Here is a 19,225-nt window from a genome sequence, read left to right on the forward strand (position 1 = left end):
AGCAGGTTCTGGCGATGGAGGACGACCTCCGTGAGCGCAGCGACAACGTGGAGCGGTTTCGCGCCCGCCTGAGGAGTACGTACGAGCAGACGAGGGCGTCCTTCCGCACGTCGGGCACGTACGGAGCGTGGCGGAGGAAGCGCATCACGCAGGCCGCGGTCGCGTGGGTACTGGGCACGGTGTTCGTACGCTTCTGCGAGGACAACAGACTCATCAGCCGACCATTTCTCGCAGGGCCTGGTCAGCGTCTGGTGGAGGCGGAAGAGCGACACGAGGCCTATCGCACGCAGTACGCGAAGAAGAACGACCGGGACTGGTTGCTGGAAGCGTTCACGCACGTTGCTCGTTCCCACAAGGCGATGGCCCGCATCTTCGACATGGAGAACAGTCCGCTCGGGGAGCTGTCGCCCTCGCCTGAAGCCGCGGCCGCGCTGGTTGCGTTCTGGCGACGGTGCCGAAGTGATGGATCCATCCGTTTCGACTTCACCGACCCTGAACTGGACACCCATTTTCTGGTTGATCTGTACTCCAGTATCAACGAGACCGCGCGGAAGAGCTACGCGCTGGTCCAGACCCCTGAGTTCATCGCGGACTTCGTTCTCGACCTCACAGTGGACCCGGCTATCGCAGAGTTCGGCCTTCAGGGTTTCCGCAGCATCGATCCGATATGCGGTTCGGGAACCTTCCCACTCGGAGTATTTCGACGGCTACTGACCGCATGGCGATTGAAGGAACCAGAAACCAAGGACCACGAGCTGATCTTGCGATCGCTGGAATCTGTCCACGGCTGCGACCTCAATCCGCTTGCTGTCAGCATCACGCGCTTCAGGCTGCTGATCGCCGCTGGCCGGGAGAGTGGCGAGAAAACACTGGATCATTTCCCTGACCACACCATCAATGTAGCAGTGGGCGACGCCTTGCTGGAGGGAGCCGGCACTCCCAGGAAGACGCCGCCCCTTTTCGCCGAGATGAATGATCACAGAGTCGGAACAACCGGGGATGTCGATGAATTCTCCGAACGCTGCAGCCTTTTGAGCCGAGGCTCATATCACGCCGTACTGGGGGAACCGCCCTATAACACAGTACGCGACAAGGCGATGAGTGCGGCATACCGCGAGGCTTACGTCTCACTCGCAGGTGTGGCCCCTCTTTCCGGCCCCTTTATCGAGCGCATGTTCCAGCTCGCAGCACGGAAAGCCAAGAGTCAACCCGGCGGCTACGTCGGAGTATACACGTCAAGTTCGTTCACGAGACGTAATTTCGGCAAAAAGCTTATCGAGGAGTTCTTTCCACGCGTCGGACTCACACATGTCATCGACACCTCAGGGGTTTTTGTACCAAGCCATCGGACCCCGACCCTGATCTTGGTGGGCCGCAATGACCCAACCATGCGTGATCTACCGGTGCGATCGGTTCTTGGCGTGCACGGAGAACCGAAGCAGCCAGCGGAGCCAGCCCAAGGAAACGTATGGAGATCGATCCTCGACCAAGTGGACCGCCCCGGAACCACCTCTGAATGGGTAAGTGTCCAGGACGAGCCCCGGCAACGTTTCTACCGCTTCCCCTGGACTCTGACGGGCGGCGGGGGGGCGGACCTCATGGACATGCTCTCCAGGGCTCCGCGCCAGTTGGCAGACGTTCTCGCCGCCCCGGTCGGTGTAGTTGCCGATCCAGGACAGCAAGACATCTTCGCTCTCGGCCAGTCCTGGTTCACCAGGCATCCGGACTCGGCCGCACTGGCCCGAGGCATGGTCGCGGGCAACACCGTGCGGGACTGGCGTGCGGACGTGGCGACAGAAGTCTTGGTCCCCTATGACGCGGACGGCTCGCCACTTCCACTGGACCTCACCACCGCGTGGGGGCGCCATCTCTGGACGATGAGGCAGGTGCTGCGGGCAGGACTCGGGTCACACCAGCCGTCGCGAACCGGGCATTGGTGGGCCTGGAGACGCTGGCCCCGCCTCGGCATCCAGGTGCCGACGATCACGCTGGCGTATGTGGCCACGCACAACCACTTCGCGCTGGAGCAAGATGGGAAAGTGTTCAGCCGGACCGCTCCTGTGCTGCGACTGTCCTCAACCGCGGACGAAGAGCAATACGTCAGCCTGCTGGGGATCCTCAACTCGTCGACGGCCTGTTTCTGGCTCAAGCACGTCAACTCCAGCACAGGAGCCGACGGTCTCGGCATCCCGCTCCCGGGCGAGGAATGGACACGGCCCTACACTTTCGCGGCTGCCTCCTTCCCACGGCTTCCGCTGCCCGCCAGCACTCCACTCACCCATGCACGGGCGCTGCACTCCTTGGGCCGCCTTCTCGACGCCCATACCCCGAGCGCCGTGTGCACGAGTGAACGCCCGCCCAGCAGGGAGGGCCTGGATGCGGCGAAGACTGCCGACGAAGAACTGCGTCAGCAAATGACCGCCCATCAGGAGGAACTGGACTGGGAGGTGTACAACTCCTACGGTCTGCTCTCCGCCGAGGAACACGCGCGTCTGACCATGCCTCCTGGTTCCGCTCTGCCTCCACTGCGACCAGGTGAGCGTGCCTTTGAAATCGTGCACGCACGAAAAGTGCTCGCCGGTGAAGCAGCAGAATCCTGGTTCACGCGAAACAGCACGACACCCCTCACCGAGATCCCGCCGCACTGGCCAGCCACCTATCGGAAAGTCGTGCGGGCCAGGATTGGCGCCATCGAATCACACTCGGCTATCGCCCTCGTCGAGCGCCCGGAGTACAAGCGTCGGTGGGCATCGGAGACGTGGGAAAGCCGCGAAGAACAAGCGCTGCGCTCCTGGTTGCTCGACCGTTGTGAGGACGAACGACTATGGTTCGACCGCCGGCACGGCGCTGTCCGCCCGCGTCCCCAGACGGCCGACCAACTCGCTCAGAAGCTCGCCGACGACGCCGACCTGTGTTCCGTCGCCGCACTCTATGCGGCAGACCATCTGGGAAGGCCGAAGGCAACTCTCAGCAACGTGCTGACTGCATTGCTGGCCACCGAGCACGTGCCCTGTGTCTCGGCGCTGCGGTACAACGAGTCGGGGCTGCGCAAGCGCGCCCAGTGGGAACAAGTCTGGGAACTCCAGCGGAACGAGGACAGAACAGGCGAGGCCCTTGGAATTCCTGTCCCGCCCAAGTTCACCATGCTGGACTTCCGGAGATCTGCTTACTGGTCACATCGAGGCAGCCTTGACATCCCCCGCGAACGTTTCCTGTCCTACCCCGAAGACGCCACCGAAGAGGGCGGTCTACTCCTTGGCTGGTCCGGCTGGAACGAGACGGATCGTGTTCGCGTCCTACTGGATCTGATCAGTGCGCTCGACCAACGGCCCAACCGGACCGTATACCAGCTCACTCCCCTTCTCGCCGGCCTCCAGGAACTTCTCCCCTGGGTCCGTCAGTGGGAAGCTCACCATGACACGGGGCTGCATTCCAGTCACGCCGAGGAATTCCAGAACCGTCTGGACGACCTGCGCACCTCTTACGGACTCAGCAGGCACGACGTGGCGGCCTGGCGGCCACGCAGAGAGTCTTCAACGCCGTGACACAAGAGCGTCGTTTCACCCGGCGACGTCGTGGACGGTCGGCTCTATCTCCGGGTTCCTTACGACGAGAGGTACGAGGCAAGGCAACAGCTCCGCGCACAATGGGACGCATCCATCTGCCTCTGGTATGTCGACGCGGAATGGGTCACCCGTGAGCGGGGCAGTCGGTGGCTCCCCTGAGCCGGCTGCCCCTGCTGGGCCCCAGTTCCGGCCGCATACCGCGACGCCCCCGGCCCGGCCTCGCAACCATTACGATCTGAGCCGGGGATATGGCTGCCGAGCAGCCGAAATCAGCACAGATCGGCACAGATACGAAGCGGGGATGGCGCATGCGGGAGGGCCGGTGGGTCACGGTCACCGAATCCGAGTTCCAGCACGAGCGCCGGGGGCTGGAGACCATCAGGGAGAAGCTCCCCGACAACGACCCGTGGCGGGCCTGGTCGAACTTCACCTTCACCGCCCACAGCGGCCATGTCCGGGAAGTGGATCTCCTCGTGGTCGCCCCGGGCGGGGTCTATCTGATCGAGCTGAAGGACTGGCACGGCTCGCTCGAGTCCCGTAACGGCACCTGGCTTCAGACGCAGCCCAGCGGACGGCAGGTCACGCACGGCAACCCGCTTCACCTGGCCAACAAGAAGGCCAAGGAACTCGCGGCCCTTCTCGCACAGGAAGGCGAGCGGGTGTGGGTGTCGGAAGCGGTCTGCTTCACCGACTCCTCGCTGAAGAACCGGCTGCCCGCCCACGACCAGCACGGCCTCCACACCGTCCACCAGCTCGCCCGGATGCTGGCGGAGCCCCCGCACGACGAGCGCCGTCGCATCGACAGGTCGCGGTCGCGCCGGATCAAGTCGGCCCTGGAGCGAGTGGGTATCGCGCGCAGCGACGCCGAGTACAAGGTCGGCCCCTATCTGCTGCACCGGAAGTCGTTCGACTCGGGACCGACCTGGGCGGACTATCTGGCCCGGCACAGCGAGCTGCCGGAGGCCGCCCGGGTCCGCGTCTACCTGCGGGAGCGCGGCTCCGACGCCGAGCTGCGGGCCTCGGTCGAGCGGGCAGCGCGGCGCGAGGCCGCGGTGCTGAGGCGCTTCCGGCACCCCGGTGTCGTCCAGCTAAAGCAGTACGACCCGTCCGGGCACTCGGCAGGACCTGCGTTGATCTTCGACTTCGATCCGCGGACGCTGCGCCTCGACGAGTATCTGGCGCAGTACGGCGAGAAGCTGGACATCCTCAGCCGCATGGCACTGGTCCGGCAGCTCGCCGAGACCGTGCGTTCAGCGCACGGCCGCCGGATCTACCACCGCACCCTCGCGGCCCGCGCCATCCATGTGATGCCCCGCCCCCGAGGCCGGGCGGCGGGCACGGACGGAAACGGGAACGGAAAGGGGAACGGGAACGGGCACAGCGAGGAGGCGGCCTGGCTCAACCCGTATCTGCAGATCTCGGACTGGCAGGTCGCCGTCCAGCGCGGCCCGGGCTCCGGCGCACCGAGCGGCGGTGAGCGGTTCGCACCCACCACGCTCTCGCGCGCGGGCGCCCATCTCGCGGAGGGCGCGGACCCGTATCTCGCCCCCGAACTGACTGCCCTGAAGGCCGACCCCGTCGCACTGGACATCTACGGTCTCGGCGTCCTCACCTATCTGCTGGCCACCGGCAAGGCCCCGGCCGCCAGCCAAGCCGAACTGCTGGCCCGTTACGAGGCGGGCGAGGGTCTGCGGCCGAGTGCCGTGGTCGACGGCCTCTCGGAGTACATCGACGAGCTGGTGCAGGCGGCCACCGCCTACCACGTCGACGACCGCCTGGACTCGGTGGACGACTTCCTGGAAATGCTGGAGGTCGTCGAGGCGGTACTAACCGAACCCGCCCCCGCGGAACCCGTACGGCCGGCCGAGCCCGAGAAGGACCCGCTCGAAGCAGTCGCGGGCGATGTGCTGGCAGGCCGCTGGGAGGTACGGCGCCGCCTCGGTACGGGGTCGACCAGCCGCGCCTTCCTCGTACGGGACCTGCGGGCGGGCCCTGACGTGCGTTTCTCCAAGACCCTCGCGGTGCTGAAGGTCGCCAACTCGGACAGCAAAGTCGAAATGCTCACCCGCGAGGCCGAGATCATGGGACGCCTGCGCCCCGACTCGCGGATCATCCGCCTCGTCGAGCCGGAGCCGCAGCGCATCGGCCCCCGCACCGTCCTGGTCATGGAGTACGTCGGGAACGAGCGCGAGGCCGACGGCGAACCGGCCGCGCCTGGCGAGCACAGGAGCAGGCGGCGCGAGGAGACCGTCGCCCGCCAGCTCCGGGAGTTCGGCCGGCTGTCCGTGGACCAGCTCGAGGCGTACGGCGACTATCTGTTCGGCGCGGTGGACTTCCTCGAGGGCGAGGGCGTGTGGCACCGGGACATCAAGCCTGACAACATCGCGATCCGTATCCGCCCGAACCGCACCCGCGAGCTGGTGCTCATCGACTTCTCGCTGGCCGGTTACCCAGTGCAGGAGACCAGTGCCGGGACGGAGGGCTATCTGGACCCGTTCATCGGCACCCTCACCGAGCGCTCGGTCTACGACGGACACGCCGAGCGGTACGCCCTGGCCGTCACCCTGCACGAGATGGCCTCGCGCGAACTTCCCGTCTGGGGCGACGGCAGGGTCTCGCCGCGCCAGACCGACCCCGAGAAGGAGCCGTATCCGAAGATCGCGGCCGATGCCTTCGACCCGGCGGTACGCGACGGCCTCGTCGAGTTCTTCCGCAAGGCCCTGCACCGCGACGCGGCTCAGCGCTTTCCCGATCTCAAGCCGATGCGGGACGCCTGGAAGAAGATCTTCCTGGCCATGGACGAGGCGAAGCCCTCGTCGCGCCGCTCCCGTCAGCCCGCTGCCGCGCCGGGCGGCGCGGGCAGCACCGGGCAGGCGCCGGCCGAGGCCCGGGAAGCTCCGATCCCGGCCGCCGAGGAGGAGAGCGCCGAGCAGCAGCGCGACCGGCTGGCGGCCGAGGCCGATCGCTCGACCCCCATCTCGGCCTCCGGCCTCAGCCCCGCCGCCCAGTCCTTCGTCTACGGGCTGCACGTCAACGACGTCGGTGGGCTGCTCGACTACAGCCGCCATCAGCTCGTCAACGCACCCGGCCTGGGCGCCAAGACCCGTAAGGAAGTCCTCCGGCGTATCAAGGAGTGGCGGCAGCGGCTCGCCGAGCAGCCCGCCGCCCCGCTCACCCCCGAGGGACGCAAGGCCGCGAAGGAGGAGCTGTCGGTCGCGGAGGAGGCGCTCGCGACCGCGATGGCGGAAAACGGCGACGCGGAAGGCCTGCCCGAACGCGCCCTGCGCAGGGTCACCCTGGACACGCTCGCGACCATCTTCGTACCGGAGCTGAAGAAGGACGGGGCGAACCGCAACGAGTGCGAGATGGTGCGGCTGCTGCTCCGGCTCCCCGATGAGCGGGGCGCCCTGCCCGACATCGGCGTCTGGCCCAAGCAGAAGGACGTGGCGAGAGCGCTGGGGCTGTCGGCGGGCCGTATCCCGCAGATGCTGAAGACTCAGCGCACCCGGTGGAAGAAGCACCCGGCGGTGCAGGTGCTGCGTGCCGAGATCCTCAGCCTGCTGCGGAATCTGGGCCGGGTCGCCTCCGCGGCCGAGATCGCCGATGCCCTGGCGGTACGGCGCGGCACCCAGCTCCCCAAGCGCGAGCAGCGCCGGGCGCTGGCTCTGGCCGCCGTACGCGCGGTGGTCGAGGTCGAGCAACTCGTACCGGACGAGGCCGAGTTCCAGCACGCGCCGAACCGTGACGCGGCCGACGAGGGCATGGGGGCGGGGCTCCTGGCTCTCGAGGTCGGGCCCGACGACGCGCCGGACACCCCGTCCGGGCCGGGTCTGCTCCACTACGCCCAGAAGCTGGGCAGGGTCGCCGACCGGCTGGCGAAGCTCGACACCCTGCCGACCGCGGCCACGGTGCTGGCCGAGCTGGGTGCCATCACGCCTCCGAGCACGGCCGTGGAGTGGGACGAGCGGCGTATCGTCGAGATCGCCGCGGCCGCCTCGCGCCGGGCCGCCGCGACGCCCCGTCTGGAGATCTACCCCCGCGATCTGCCACTGGTGCGGGCGCTGCGTCTCACCCAGGCCGGCCTGGTGCCGCGCATCCCCGGCATGCCGGACGAGCGGCAGCCGGGGCTGACGCCCAAGGACATCCACGAACGGGTACGGGCACGCTTCCCCGAGCTGCTGAACGAAGGGGGCGGTCACGCGCTGCCGACGGACGGGCCGCTGACGCGGGCGCTGCGGGACGCCGGGTTCGACCTGGAGCTGAAGACCCGCGAGGGCCATGGGACTCTGCGCTACATCCCGCGCCAGCGGGACGGCGGCACCTCCTATCTGTCATCCGACGCCGCCCGCCAGGCAACCGGACTCCTCATCGCCCACCGCTACTCCGACGACCCGCAGCTCGCGGGCGCGGCGGTGGCAGAGGAACGGCTGCTGGCCTCAGCCCACCGGGACGGCTTCCGGGTGCTGACGGTACGGACAGGGCTGGCGAGCCACGCGGTGCGCGAGCTGACGACTGACCGCTTCGGTGCGGAAGTCGTCTCGGTGACCGACCTCTTCCTGCAAGCCCTGCACGAGCAGGTGGACCCGAGGCCAAAGCCGACGTGGGAGACGATCCTGCGCGCGGACGCGGCAGAGCCGGGTTCGAGGGCGGCGATGCGATTCGGTGAGTACGCGCGGACGAGTTGGGGTGCGGTGGAGCCCCGGCTGAGGGAGCTGGTGTCGCGGACGCGAGGGACGTCTGCTTCCCCTGTGCTGCTGACGGACGCGGGGGCGTTCGCACGGTACGACGCGATGGCGGTCCTGGAACGGCTCGCCGACGCGGCGCGGGACGGGGGGCGCGGACTGTGGCTGCTGTGCCCGCAGAGCGACCCGGCGCGACCGCCGAGACTGGGCTCGGTGGCTGTGCCGTACCAGTCCGGGCTGGGAGAATGGGTCGAGCTGCCCGAGTCGTGGGTGGCCAACGCGCACCGGGCCGAGTCGTCGGCGACGGGTGCGGGTGCGGGTTTGCCGGGGGACGACTAGCGGCGGGACGGGAGCCGCCGGGGCAGTGGCAATGGGCATTTGGGGACAACGGGGCACATGGGAGATGTGACGACGTGATTGACGCTGCCGCGCTGCGGAACGATCTGATCAAGCAGGTCAAGGCGATCGAGGTGGATCTCGCCAAACAGGTCAAGGACGGGGAGTCGATCCTCAAACCGCTGCGGCAGGAGTTCGAGAAGGCGAGCAAGGCGGATCCGGCGACTCCGAGGTGGAGTGCCTGGCTGGACGCGCGGTTGGGTTCGGGGGCGGCTGAGGGTGAGTTGTCGGCGGACCGCGTGGAGCGGGTGCGGGCGGCGGACTCGGTCGCGGGCCGGCTGCGTGCGGAGTACGACGAGGCACGCAAGCTGGGGCGTACGGCGGCGACGTGGAACGCGTGGCTGGACGAACGGGTCACGCAGGTCGCGGTGGCGTGGGTACTGGGCACGGTGTTCGTCCGCTTCTGCGAGGACAACCGGCTGATCGCCGAGCCGTATCTGACGGGACCGGACGCGGAGCGCCGGGACCTGGCGGAGGCCCGGTACGCGCAGTACGTGGAGGAGGACCCGGACCCGACGTACCGGGGCTGGCTGGAGCGGGCCTTCGAGGAACTCGGCGCGGGCCAGGCGGGGAAACTGCTCTTCGACAAGCGGCGCAATCCCCTGTACCAGATCCCGTTGTCGCACGACGCGGCTCGGTCGCTGGTGGAGTTCTGGCGCGAGCGCGGCGAGGGGGGCGAGGGCGAGGATGCGGACCGGCTGGTCCATGACTTCACCGATCCGCTGGACGAGAACGACCCCACGAAGGGATGGGACACCCGCTTCCTGGGCGACCTGTACCAGTGGCTTTCGGAGTCAGCACGCGAAACCTATGCTCTGCTTCAGACGCCGGAGTTCGTTGAAGAGTTCATCCTCGACCGGACAATGGACCCGGTGGTGCGGGAGTTGGGCGGCAAGTTCGGCGAACTGAAGATGATCGACCCGACGTGCGGCTCGGGCCACTTTGTGCTGGGCGCGTTTCGGAGGATGGTGCGGCTCTTCGCCGAGCGGGAGCCGGGGCGGGACGTGCACGAGCGAGTGCGGGACGCGCTGAATGCGGTTCACGGGGTAGACATCAACCCCTTCGCAGTAGCCATCGCACGATTTCGTCTACTCATGGCTGGTATGGCCGCCGGGAATGTACGGACATTCGCCGAAGCCAATATGTACGACTGGCCAATTCATTTGGCAGTCGGTGACGCGCTCATCCAGGACCGTCAGCTCGAACTTGAGCTCATCGGCGAGACATCAGGAAAACGCGTTGTCGACTTTTCCTATGCCACCGAAGACGTTCAAGAATACCCACATATTCTTGAACGCGGACGCTACGACGTGGTAGTGGGAAACCCGCCCTACATCCAAGTCACAGATTCATGCCTGAACTCACTTTACCGGGAACTATATGCGTCCTGCGCGGGAACGTACGCACTATCGGTTCCATTTGCCGAACGTTTTTTCCAGCTAGGAAAATCGGGCACCCCGGACGGGCGCGGATACGGCATGGTCGGTCAGATCACGTCGAATTCATTCATGAAGCGCGAATTCGGGACCAAGCTGATCGAAGAGTATTTTGCACACAAGATCGAATTGACGGAGGTAATTGACAGTTCCGGAGCCTACATCCCCGGGCACGGAACCCCAACGGTGATCCTGATCGGTCGGAGGCGCTCTGGAGCCACACGCACCGGGAGTATTCGAACCGTACGCAGCATTCAGAGTGAGCCCAGTACGCCTCAGAAGGGTGAGGATGGCCTGGTTTGGAATGCAATCGTCGAGCAAATCGACAGGCCAGGATCTATGAGCCAGTGGGTTTCAGTGGACGACCTTGCGCGCGACCGGTACTTCGGTAAGCAGCCGTGGATCTTGGCAGATGGCGGACTTGAAATGACAGAGCAGCTGAACAGCGCATCAAATCAGCGACTACATCAAGTGGTAGACGGCATCGGACGCACAACGAAGTCCGGTGCGGACGACATCTTCTTTTTGCCTGACATCTCCACGGCCAAACGTAAAAATTTGGGAAATGCAGTCCGCAGTCTAATTACCGGAGCATGCGTTCGCGATTTCGAAATCACTGACGTAGTAACACTCTGCAATCCTTATTCTGACATCACAAACGAAACGGCGGTACCAGATACCTCCCCGCTCGTCTCCCGTCACCTATGGCCCGCACGTTCAATCCTGCGAAAGCGGAAACTCTTTGGAAAAACAATTACTGCTCACGGGCGCCCTTGGTATGCACACCTGGAAAATTACCCCAAGAAGCTGGTAGATCCGACGGGCATTACGTTTCCCTTCGTTGCCACCCACAACCATTTTGTCTTGGATCGCAAAGCACGGCTTTTCGGAAGCACTGCTCCGGTGATCAAATTGCCGAGGGAGTCGAGCGAGGATGACTTTCTCAATTTGCTTGGACTACTGAATAGTTCCACAGCATGCTTTTGGCTTAAGCAAGTAAGTCACAACAAAGGGCGACCTGGCGCTGAGCAGGCTGGAGCTGATGAGCCCTGGGAGCATCGTTTTGAGTTCACGGGAACAAAGCTCGGAGATTTCCCCCTTCCCGCCTCTTACCCCACCGAACTAGCGATTGAAATAGATTCATTTGCTCAACGCTTGACTGCCATCAGTCCTGCCGCTTTGATCGCACCCGACAGGCCTACAGTAACTGCGGATGCGCTCCGCACAGCCAAGACTGAATGGACACGCGCCCGCCGCACTTTGGTCGCTCTTCAAGAAGAGCTGGACTGGAGCATCTATGCCACCTATAGCCTCACCAAGGATGAGCTTGTCGCGCCTCGCCTCGAGATGCCGGATATAGACCCTGCTGAACGGGCATTTGCGATCGTCCTGGCTCGCAGAGCGGCACGAGGCGAAGTCAGCACGTCGTGGTTTAGTCACCACAACCACCGGCTCACGCCCATCACCGAACTCCCCGATCACTGGTCCGACGCCTACAAGGCCGTAGTCCAAAAGCGCATCGAAACCATCGAGACCTCCCGCGCCATTGGCATGGTGGAGCGCCCCGAGTACAAGCGTCGCTGGGCGACCGAGGGGTGGGATGTCCTCCAAGAGCGCGCGCTCAAGTCATGGTTGCTGGACCGGATGGAGAAGCGTGAGCTGTGGTTCTCGGACGGCCAGCCGACCATCCTCACCCGCGACCAGCTCACCACCGCCCTCTCTCTCGATGAGGACTTCGTGTCCGTCGCGGAGCTGTACGCCCCGCGTACAGAACTGGCAACCGTCGTCGCCGACCTCCTCGCCGAGGAGCACGTGCCGTTCCTCCCCGCGCTCCGTTACAAGCCCAGCGGCCTGAAGAAGCGCGAGGACTGGGAGTACGTCTGGAATCTCCAGCGCAAGGAGGATGCCGCTCCGGACGAGCCCGCCAAGCGGAAGATCCGGGACACCATCCCCGTGCCGCCGAAGTACACCTCAGCCGACTTCCTCAAGCCCTCCTACTGGCGGGCCCGGGGCAAGCTGGACGTACCCAAGGAGCGGTTCATCTCGTATGCGACCGGGGCGATCTCGGGAACGCCGAAGCTGTTCGGCTGGGCGGGCTGGGACCACCGGGAGCAGGCTCAGGCGCTCGCCACGTACTTCACCAACCATGAGGGGCTGTCCTCTGAGGAGATGACGCCACTCCTCGCGGGTCTGCTCGAACTTCAGCCCTGGCTCGACCAGTGGCACGACGAGTTCGACCCGCTCTACGGGAGTTCCCCTGCGGCCTTCTTCGCGGGCTATCGCGCGACCCAGCAAGGTGAACACGGCCTGACCGACGACGATTTGCGGGCCTGGCGGCCCGCCCCGGCCACTCGGGGCCGGCGCTCGGCCAAGAGCTGAGCAGCTATCCCCATGTGTCCTCCCCGCTCCCGCGCGGGGAGGACACACCGGCGTCCCGCACCGTCAGCGGTGCGGCAGCATCGATCCGCAACTCGAAGCTGTCGTCCAGTACCAGCACGGCAGTGCACTCAGCACCCGACGCCGAACGCTCGCTGCCCACGCTTCGAACCGTCCGCCAAGTGCCCCACGCGTGCACGCACTGACCTACGCGGACCGCTGCCGCAGCGATCTCGGTCCCATCGCGTTCCGGAACAAGGTCCGGGGCCTTCACCTCCGCCCAGACCGTTTTCCCGATCCCGCACGCGCGTCGCTCGAAGCCCCAACGAGCAGCCAGCGACTCCACAAGCAGCAGTCCGCGCCCGCCCGTCTCGTCATCACCAGGCGTCCGCACGACGGGTTCCCCTTCACCCGCGTCACTGACCTCCAGGCGGAGCAGACCGTCTCCGTTCAGCCACGCGATCCGTACGCCCACCAACCGGTCACGCGGCACACGCACTCGCATGGCGTTGGTCACCAGCTCCGAGAGGACCAACTCCCCCGTCTCCGCCGCCCGCCCCAGACCCCAGTCACCGAGCACGGAATGCAGTAGCGCACGCGCCCTGGGGACGCTGCTTCGCTGCCGAGGCAGTCGGAATTTCACTTCGTGAGGGGCACCCATAACAGCTCCCATCGGTCCGGCGAGCAGCCCGAACTCCCGGATGAGAGTGGGAGCTTGCTCAGTCGTCCAATACGTCTCTCTACGCACACGGCCGCTTGAACACATACAGCATTCAGTTGAAAGCTCTGCGTCACTGACGCTAAGCTGCACCCCGCGCGTGGCAACGTCAAGTCATAGGCCATGTCAATTGACACAGCGGCGGAAGTTGGTCACTCCTGACACCTTCCGGACCGAAGATGACCGGGTCATGGCCGAGGTTTCCAAGCCGGTGATCGAGCGATAGGAGCAGCAATGGGCAACGGCAACAGCACGCTGCTGATGTCTCGCGTAACCTTCGGCCGGGCCTTGCGTCGCCTGCGCCGCGAAGGCAAGCGCTACACGATTGCAGAGGTTGCAGCCGCGCTCGGCTGTGACGTCTCTTTGATCAGTCGCATCGAGAACGGCAAGCGTGTGTGCTCCCAGGAGCACTTCGCCCAGCTCATGGATCTCTACGAAGTGCCCCCGGATCAGCGTGACGAACTCGCCGAGTTGCACGCTGCCGCTCGGGAACGACGGCAGCCATGGTGGGCTCGATACAGCGAGGTCATCAGCGCGCAGTACGAACGCTTCCTCGGCTTCGAAGCCGTAGCCTCGACCGTCTATGAGTACCAAGTCGGCATCGTGCCGGGACTGTTGCAGAGCGAGGCGTACGCGCAGTCCGTCACCGGCGTGGGTTTCGCTTCACTGGGACCAGATCAGATCGAGGCGCTTGTCGAGGTGCGCAGCCAGCGCCAGCGGAACTGCCTGCACGAAACCGCTTCCCCGCTTGAGTGCCACTACGTGATCGCGCAGGCCGCGCTCGACTTCCAGGTGGGAGGCAGGCGCACCCACCTGGAGCAGTTGGAGCACCTACTGGAGATCTCGACGCACCCGAGCGTTGATCTCCGCGTCGTCCCTTACGAGAAGGGTGAACAAGCCGCTCAAATCTCAGCGTTCATGATTCTTCAGTTTCCAGACGAGGACGTTCCCGACGTGGCCTTCGGTGAGTCGGTCGCTGGTAGCTTGACTATGGACGACCCACGAGACCTACGCCGCCTACACCGACTCTTCCGCAGCCTTACCGATGCGGCCCTCTCCCCGGAGGAGAGCCGAGACATCATCGCTCAGACGAGGAACAGGGACAGCTGACTGATGGAGAAGATAGACCTCTACTCGATCGACCCCGCCACGCTCTCCTGGCAGAAGAGCAGCTTCACCGCCAACAACGGCCAGTGCTTCGAGCTGGCGGCCCTCCCCAACGGCGGGGTGGCTGTCCGCGACTCGAAGAACCCCTCCGGCCCGCACCTGTGCTTCACCTCCGGCGAGTGGAACGCGTTCAAGGCCGGAATGGCCGCCGGAGACTTCGACAACCTGTAGACCTTCAGCCCTCCCCTCAGGCATTCCCCCACCCGACCCGCCCCGCACACCGGCCCCCCTTCGCAAAGCAAATCGTTCCGATCGTGACGGATCACGGCCGCACCCTCCCGTTCGATCAGTCACTACCTGTGATCTCCAAACACAAGGAAGCAACGACGCCGTGAGTGCCATCCATGACGCCTCTGTGACCACTGCGCTCCAGTGGCGCAAGTCCAGTTACAGCGGAGCCAACAGCAACTGCGTCGAGGTTGCCGACGGCTTCCCAGGTGCCGTGCCTGTGCGGGACAGCAAGAATACGGATGGTCCCGCTCTGGTCTTCGGGGCCGACGCATACAGCACGTTTCTTGCTGCCATCCGAAGCGACTCCCTGTAGCCAGAGCAACCACCGACGTTCCGGGCCTCTGCACGGGAACCCGCAGGAGCCCGGCCGTTTCGTCGCGGCCGGGCTCGCTCGCCCCGGGGCGGTTCGCGGGGCGGGCCTCGCCTGGGCAGCTACCGGGGGTCCCACTAGGAATCCTCAGGACCCCGGCGCCCGGTCACGGGCCCCGGCCCGCCCCGCACACCCATTCCCTCCCCCATGCGAACCGTTACGATCGTGGACGGGCCGCAGCCGTCCGCATGACGACTGACGACAACGCACCGGGGGCGCACGGAAACCATCCGTAATCGTCGCTGCCCCGGGCCAGGGGGAGCACCCTGCTGTTCAGGCCCGCGCGCTCGTGCGCACCGTGCACACAGGACGCAGGAACCAGGAGAAGCGAGACACAGATGGCCCCGAACGCCACCGGTACGGCACCTCTCCTCCGTGACGTCATCGACATCAAGACGTCGATCTCCACCTCCGACTTCGTGCTGAAGCTCGCCGAGGCGGTCACCGAGGAAGGCGCGGCGCGCGCGCTGCGGGACTACGTCGTCACCGAACGCCTCCTGGAGAACTTCGACGAGGCGCTCAGCCTGATCAAGGCGTCCCTCGACGGGCACACCTCCAAGGCCGCCTATCTGCACGGCTCCTTCGGTTCCGGTAAGTCCCACTTCATGGCGGTTCTGCACGCCCTCCTCCGGGGCGACCCGTCCGTCCGCAGCCGTGGGGACTTCGACCCGGTGCTGGCCAAGCACGAGTGGCTGGGCACCGACGGGAAGCGGTTCCTCCTCGTGCCGTACCACATGCTCGGCGCGAAGTCCCTGGAGCAGCGCGTCCTGGGCGGGTACGTCAGCCACGTCAAGGCCCTGCACCCGGACGCCCCGACTCCGCAGGTGTACCGGACCGACTCCCTCTTCGAGGACATCCGCTCCCACCGCCGGCGCGTCGGAGACGAAGCCTTCATCGCCGGGCTCGCCGACGCCCCCACTCCCGGCGGCGCCGAGGAGGATGACGACGACGAGTGGGGCGAGCCGTTCACCTGGACGCCGGAATTTCTCGACGCCGCGCTCGACGCCGAGGAGCTGGACGGCGGTGAGGTGAACCTCAACCTCGTCAACCCCAGCACCCCGGCGGAGCTGCGCGCGAAGCTCGTGCACGACGCGAGCGTCACCTGGTTCCCCGGCTTCGCCCGGCACGCCGCCGAGGACGAGCACGGGTTCATCTCTCTCGACGCGGGCCTCGCCGTCATCGCCGAGCACGCGAAGTCGCTCAGCTATGACGGGCTGATCCTCTTCCTCGACGAGCTGATCCTGTGGCTGGCGAACCGCATCCACGACCAGAAGTTCGTCTCCCGCGAGACGGACAAGATCACCAACTTCGTGGAGGGGGCCGACTCCCGTCGCGCCATCCCGATCGTCTCCTTCATCGCCCGCCAGCGGGACCTGCGGGAACTCGTCGGTGAGGAGACCTCCGGCGCGGCCGAGACCGCGATCCAGGACAGTCTGAACCTGGCCTCCGGCCGCTTCGACAAGATCACGCTGGAGGACCGCAACCTCCCCCAGATCGCCCACGCGCGCCTCCTCACTCCCAAGGACGCGGAGGCTGCCGCGAAGCTGGACGAGGCGTTCACGAAGATCAAGCGGGTGGGACCGCAGGTCTGGGACGTGTTGCTCGGCTCGGACGAGGCGACGACCGGAGCCGACGAGGAGTCGTTCCGGCTGACGTACCCCTTCTCCCCGGCCTTCATGGACACGCTCGTCCACATCTCCTCCGCCCTGCAGCGCTCCCGCACCGGTCTGAAACTCATGGGCCAGCTGCTCGCCGACCACCGGGACGACGCCACGCTGGAGAACCTGATCCCGCTCGGCGATCTCTACCCCGTCATCGCCGACGGCGGCGACAAGCCGTTCGTGGACAGCCTGAAGGTGGAGTTCAAGGTCGCGGACAAGCTGTACCGGACCAAGCTGCGGCCACACCTTCTCGCCACGTACGAGATCACCGAGGAGGACGTCGAGCGCTACCAGCACCGCCGCGCGACCATCACCGACCAGCAGCTCCTCAAACGCTGCGAGGGCTTTGTCGGCGACAACCGGCTGATGTGCACGCTGCTGCTGTCCGCTCTCGCCCCCGGGGTGCCGGCCCTGCGCGATCTCACCATCCGGCGGCTCGCCGCGCTCAACCACGGCTCGGTGCTCTCCCCCATCCCCGGGGCGGAGGTCGGGATGATCAAGGCGAAGGTCGACGAGTGGGCCACGCACTTCGTGGAGATCAAGGCGACCGGCACCAAGCTCAACCCGGGAGTGCGGCTCGAACTGGCCGGAGTGGACGTCGACTCCGTCATCGCCAACGCGAACGTGAACAACAACCGCTCCAACCGCCAGGCCTTGGCCAGGCGACTCCTGGGCAAGGAACTGGGCCTGGAGGGGAACGGGCGGTTGGGCAGCGCGGATGATCTGACCCTCGTCTGGCGCGGCTCGAACCGCACGGCGGAGGTCGTCATCGACGATATCAACGACCATGAGAACCTGCCCGACCACGAATTCGCCCCGAGCCAGGAAGGGCTGTGGCGGCTGGTCATCGACCTGCCGTACCAGGAGAGCGAACACGGTTCCGTCGAGGCGGTCAACCGGCTGCGCACGCTGCGAGAGCAGTCCGGTACCGGAACCCGCACGGTGGGCTGGATCCCCGCCTATCTCTCGGCCCCCCGTTACAAGGACTTCCAGAAGCTGGTCGTCATCGACTACGCGCTCGCCGACCAGCGGCGCTTCGACACCCACTACGCCCAGCACCTCAACGCCGACAACCGCGCGCGGGCCAGGGTGCTCCTCGAAGAGCAGCGGGAGTCCCTGATCAAGACGGTGACGGCCGCGTTCAAGCAGGCGTACGGCTGTGCGGAGAAGAAGGCGTCCGATGTCGATGTGTCCTTCGAGGACCACTTCGAGTCGCTGCGGGACGTTCCCGATCTGAAGGTCTCCATCGGGCAGACGCTGTCCGACGGGGCCCGGCACATCGTGAAGAAGCTGCTGGCGCAGCAGTTCCCCGCGCACCCCGACTTCGACCCCGACGGCAAGAACGAAGCGGTCACGCCCGCGCAGGCCCGTACCGTGTTCGGGCATATTCGAGCGGCGGCGGAATCCGCCGAGCGGCAGGTCGAGGTGCCCTCCAAGGACCGGCCCCTGATGCGGCGGATCGCCGCACCCCTCGGACTCGGCCAGCAGGGGGAGGTCTATTTCCGGCCCTCCAGCCGCTGGGTGGACCACTTCAATCTGCAGGCCCGCGCCGGTGGCGGTCCGGGCGACCTGAGCGTGGTCAAGCTGGCCGAGTGGATCGACCGGCCCGAGCCGATGGGACTGGACACCTTCCTCACCAACCTGGTCATCGCCTCCTACGCGGAGATGGACGACCGGGTGTGGGTGCGGGCCGGCTCGCTGCTCGACCCCGCGCCCGAACTCTCCGCCATCAAGCCCCAGGACGGCCTGCGCTCCCAGCCGCTGCCGGACGAGGCGGTCTGGGAGGAGGCCGGGCGCCGGTTCTGGGACATCTTCGGAGAGCAGCCCCCGAAGTTGCGCCGCAGCCGACTGGTCAGCCACTTCGCCCGGCAGATCACCAGCAAGGCCCGCGAGTACGAGCCGCATGTGGACACGCTCGTCGAGGAGTTGGAGAAGCACGCGAAACTGCTCGGTCTGGACGGGGCTGACGAGTCCGCGTCGGGCAGGCTGACGCTCGCCCGCCGCTCGCGCGACCTTCTCAAGGAGCTGCGTGACCTCTCCGAGAGCACCGCGGGAGGTTCGGCGGCGGCCAAGCAGGTCATCACCACCTTCGCCGCCTTCGACCTGGGCGACGTCTCCGCCGGCCGCTACGGGGCATCGGTCAAGCAGGCCAAGGCCGTCGCCGACGCGCTGGTCGTCGCGGCCTGGGACATGCTGAAACTCGCGCCCAACTACGGGCCACAGGGCGAGGCGGTGCTGGAGGCGCTGCGCGGCGCGGCACGCGCGGATCAGCGCACGATGCGGCTCGAGGACGCCTTGCGCGACGCGCGGAAGTCCATCGTCTCCGTCATCGAGCGCAGCCAGGCGGCAGCCCGGCCCCAGCCGCCTGCGGCCACCCCCGCGACCCCACCTGCCACCGCGCTCCCGCTCACCACGCCCGACGCGGTGAGTCTCAACAACGGCACCGCCCAGCCGCCGGTGTCCACCAGCCACCCGCTCCCCGGTCCCCGTGCCGCCCGCCGCTCAGGCGGTGGACGGGCCAAGGCATCCCAGGTAATCGCACAGCTTCGGGCCGAACTGGACGAACTGACGACCGCCGAACCCGACGCGACAATCGAGATCAGCTGGCGGGTCGTGGAATGA

General features: G+C 66.3%; 9 protein-coding genes and 1 pseudogene. 8 read left to right on the forward strand and 2 right to left on the reverse strand.

Annotation, left to right across the window (positions count from 1 at the left end):
* The first annotated feature begins 14 nt into the window (after positions 1 to 14).
* The 4 genes from pglX (JW613_RS32975) (at position 15) to pglX (JW613_RS32985) (ending at position 12,459) form a co-directional block, all read left to right on the forward strand.
* Positions 15 to 3,545, forward strand: coding sequence for a BREX-2 system adenine-specific DNA-methyltransferase PglX (gene pglX / locus JW613_RS32975; RefSeq protein ID WP_245226714.1), 3,531 nt, complete (start codon positions 15 to 17; stop codon positions 3,543 to 3,545).
* 30 nt (positions 3,546 to 3,575) lie between these two features.
* Positions 3,576 to 3,725, forward strand: coding sequence for a DUF5710 domain-containing protein (locus JW613_RS36990; RefSeq protein WP_372448033.1), 150 nt, complete (start codon positions 3,576 to 3,578; stop codon positions 3,723 to 3,725).
* A gap of 149 nt (positions 3,726 to 3,874) precedes the next feature.
* Complete coding sequence (pglW, locus tag JW613_RS32980; protein ID WP_209214539.1) at positions 3,875 to 8,587, forward strand: BREX system serine/threonine kinase PglW; 4,713 nt, start codon at positions 3,875 to 3,877, stop codon at positions 8,585 to 8,587.
* Positions 8,588 to 8,661: 74 nt separating this feature from the next.
* Positions 8,662 to 12,459 carry a BREX-2 system adenine-specific DNA-methyltransferase PglX gene (gene pglX / locus JW613_RS32985; protein ID WP_372448034.1) on the forward strand — a complete coding sequence of 1,266 codons (3,798 nt, stop codon included), beginning with the start codon at positions 8,662 to 8,664 and terminating at the stop codon, positions 12,457 to 12,459.
* Between the two features lie 4 nt (positions 12,460 to 12,463).
* Here pglX (JW613_RS32985) and JW613_RS36695 read toward each other — a convergent pair whose 3' ends face one another.
* Both JW613_RS36695 and JW613_RS36700 read right to left on the reverse strand, forming a co-directional pair.
* Entirely contained in the window at positions 12,464 to 12,619 is a 156-nt protein-coding gene (locus JW613_RS36695) for a hypothetical protein (protein WP_307866137.1), read from the reverse strand.
* A 159-nt stretch (positions 12,620 to 12,778) separates the two neighbouring features.
* Positions 12,779 to 13,222 (reverse strand): annotated as a pseudogene (locus tag JW613_RS36700) (ATP-binding protein); the annotation flags it as partial.
* 186 nt (positions 13,223 to 13,408) lie between these two features.
* Here JW613_RS36700 and JW613_RS32995 point away from each other — a divergent pair.
* From JW613_RS32995 to pglY, 4 genes are all read left to right on the forward strand, one after another.
* On the forward strand, positions 13,409 to 14,284 hold the full coding sequence (locus tag JW613_RS32995) for a helix-turn-helix domain-containing protein (RefSeq protein ID WP_209214542.1): 876 nt from the start codon (positions 13,409 to 13,411) through the stop codon (positions 14,282 to 14,284).
* 3 nt (positions 14,285 to 14,287) lie between these two features.
* Positions 14,288 to 14,512 carry a DUF397 domain-containing protein gene (locus JW613_RS33000; protein WP_209214543.1) on the forward strand — a complete coding sequence of 75 codons (225 nt, stop codon included), beginning with the start codon at positions 14,288 to 14,290 and terminating at the stop codon, positions 14,510 to 14,512.
* A 184-nt stretch (positions 14,513 to 14,696) separates the two neighbouring features.
* On the forward strand, positions 14,697 to 14,885 hold the full coding sequence (locus JW613_RS33005; protein WP_307866136.1) for a DUF397 domain-containing protein: 189 nt from the start codon (positions 14,697 to 14,699) through the stop codon (positions 14,883 to 14,885).
* A 395-nt stretch (positions 14,886 to 15,280) separates the two neighbouring features.
* A complete protein-coding gene (gene pglY / locus JW613_RS33010; protein ID WP_209214544.1) occupies positions 15,281 to 19,225 on the forward strand; it encodes a BREX-2 system ATPase PglY in 3,945 nt (1,314 codons plus the stop codon).

Origin of the sequence: Streptomyces smyrnaeus (assembly GCF_017676345.1) — a bacterium.
Taxonomy (GTDB): Bacteria; Actinomycetota; Actinomycetes; order Streptomycetales; family Streptomycetaceae; genus Streptomyces; species Streptomyces smyrnaeus.

Bases quoted from the DNA above. Each gene is read 5' to 3' on its own strand.
- pglX (WP_245226714.1), top strand. From the start codon at position 15: ATGGAGGACGACCTCCGTGAGCGCAGCGACAACGTGGAGCGGTTTCGC.
- pglW (WP_209214539.1), top strand. From the start codon at position 3,875: ATGCGGGAGGGCCGGTGGGTCACGGTCACCGAATCCGAGTTCCAGCAC.
- JW613_RS32995 (WP_209214542.1), top strand. From the start codon at position 13,409: ATGGGCAACGGCAACAGCACGCTGCTGATGTCTCGCGTAACCTTCGGC.
- JW613_RS33000 (WP_209214543.1), top strand. From the start codon at position 14,288: ATGGAGAAGATAGACCTCTACTCGATCGACCCCGCCACGCTCTCCTGG.
- pglY (WP_209214544.1), top strand. From the start codon at position 15,281: ATGGCCCCGAACGCCACCGGTACGGCACCTCTCCTCCGTGACGTCATC.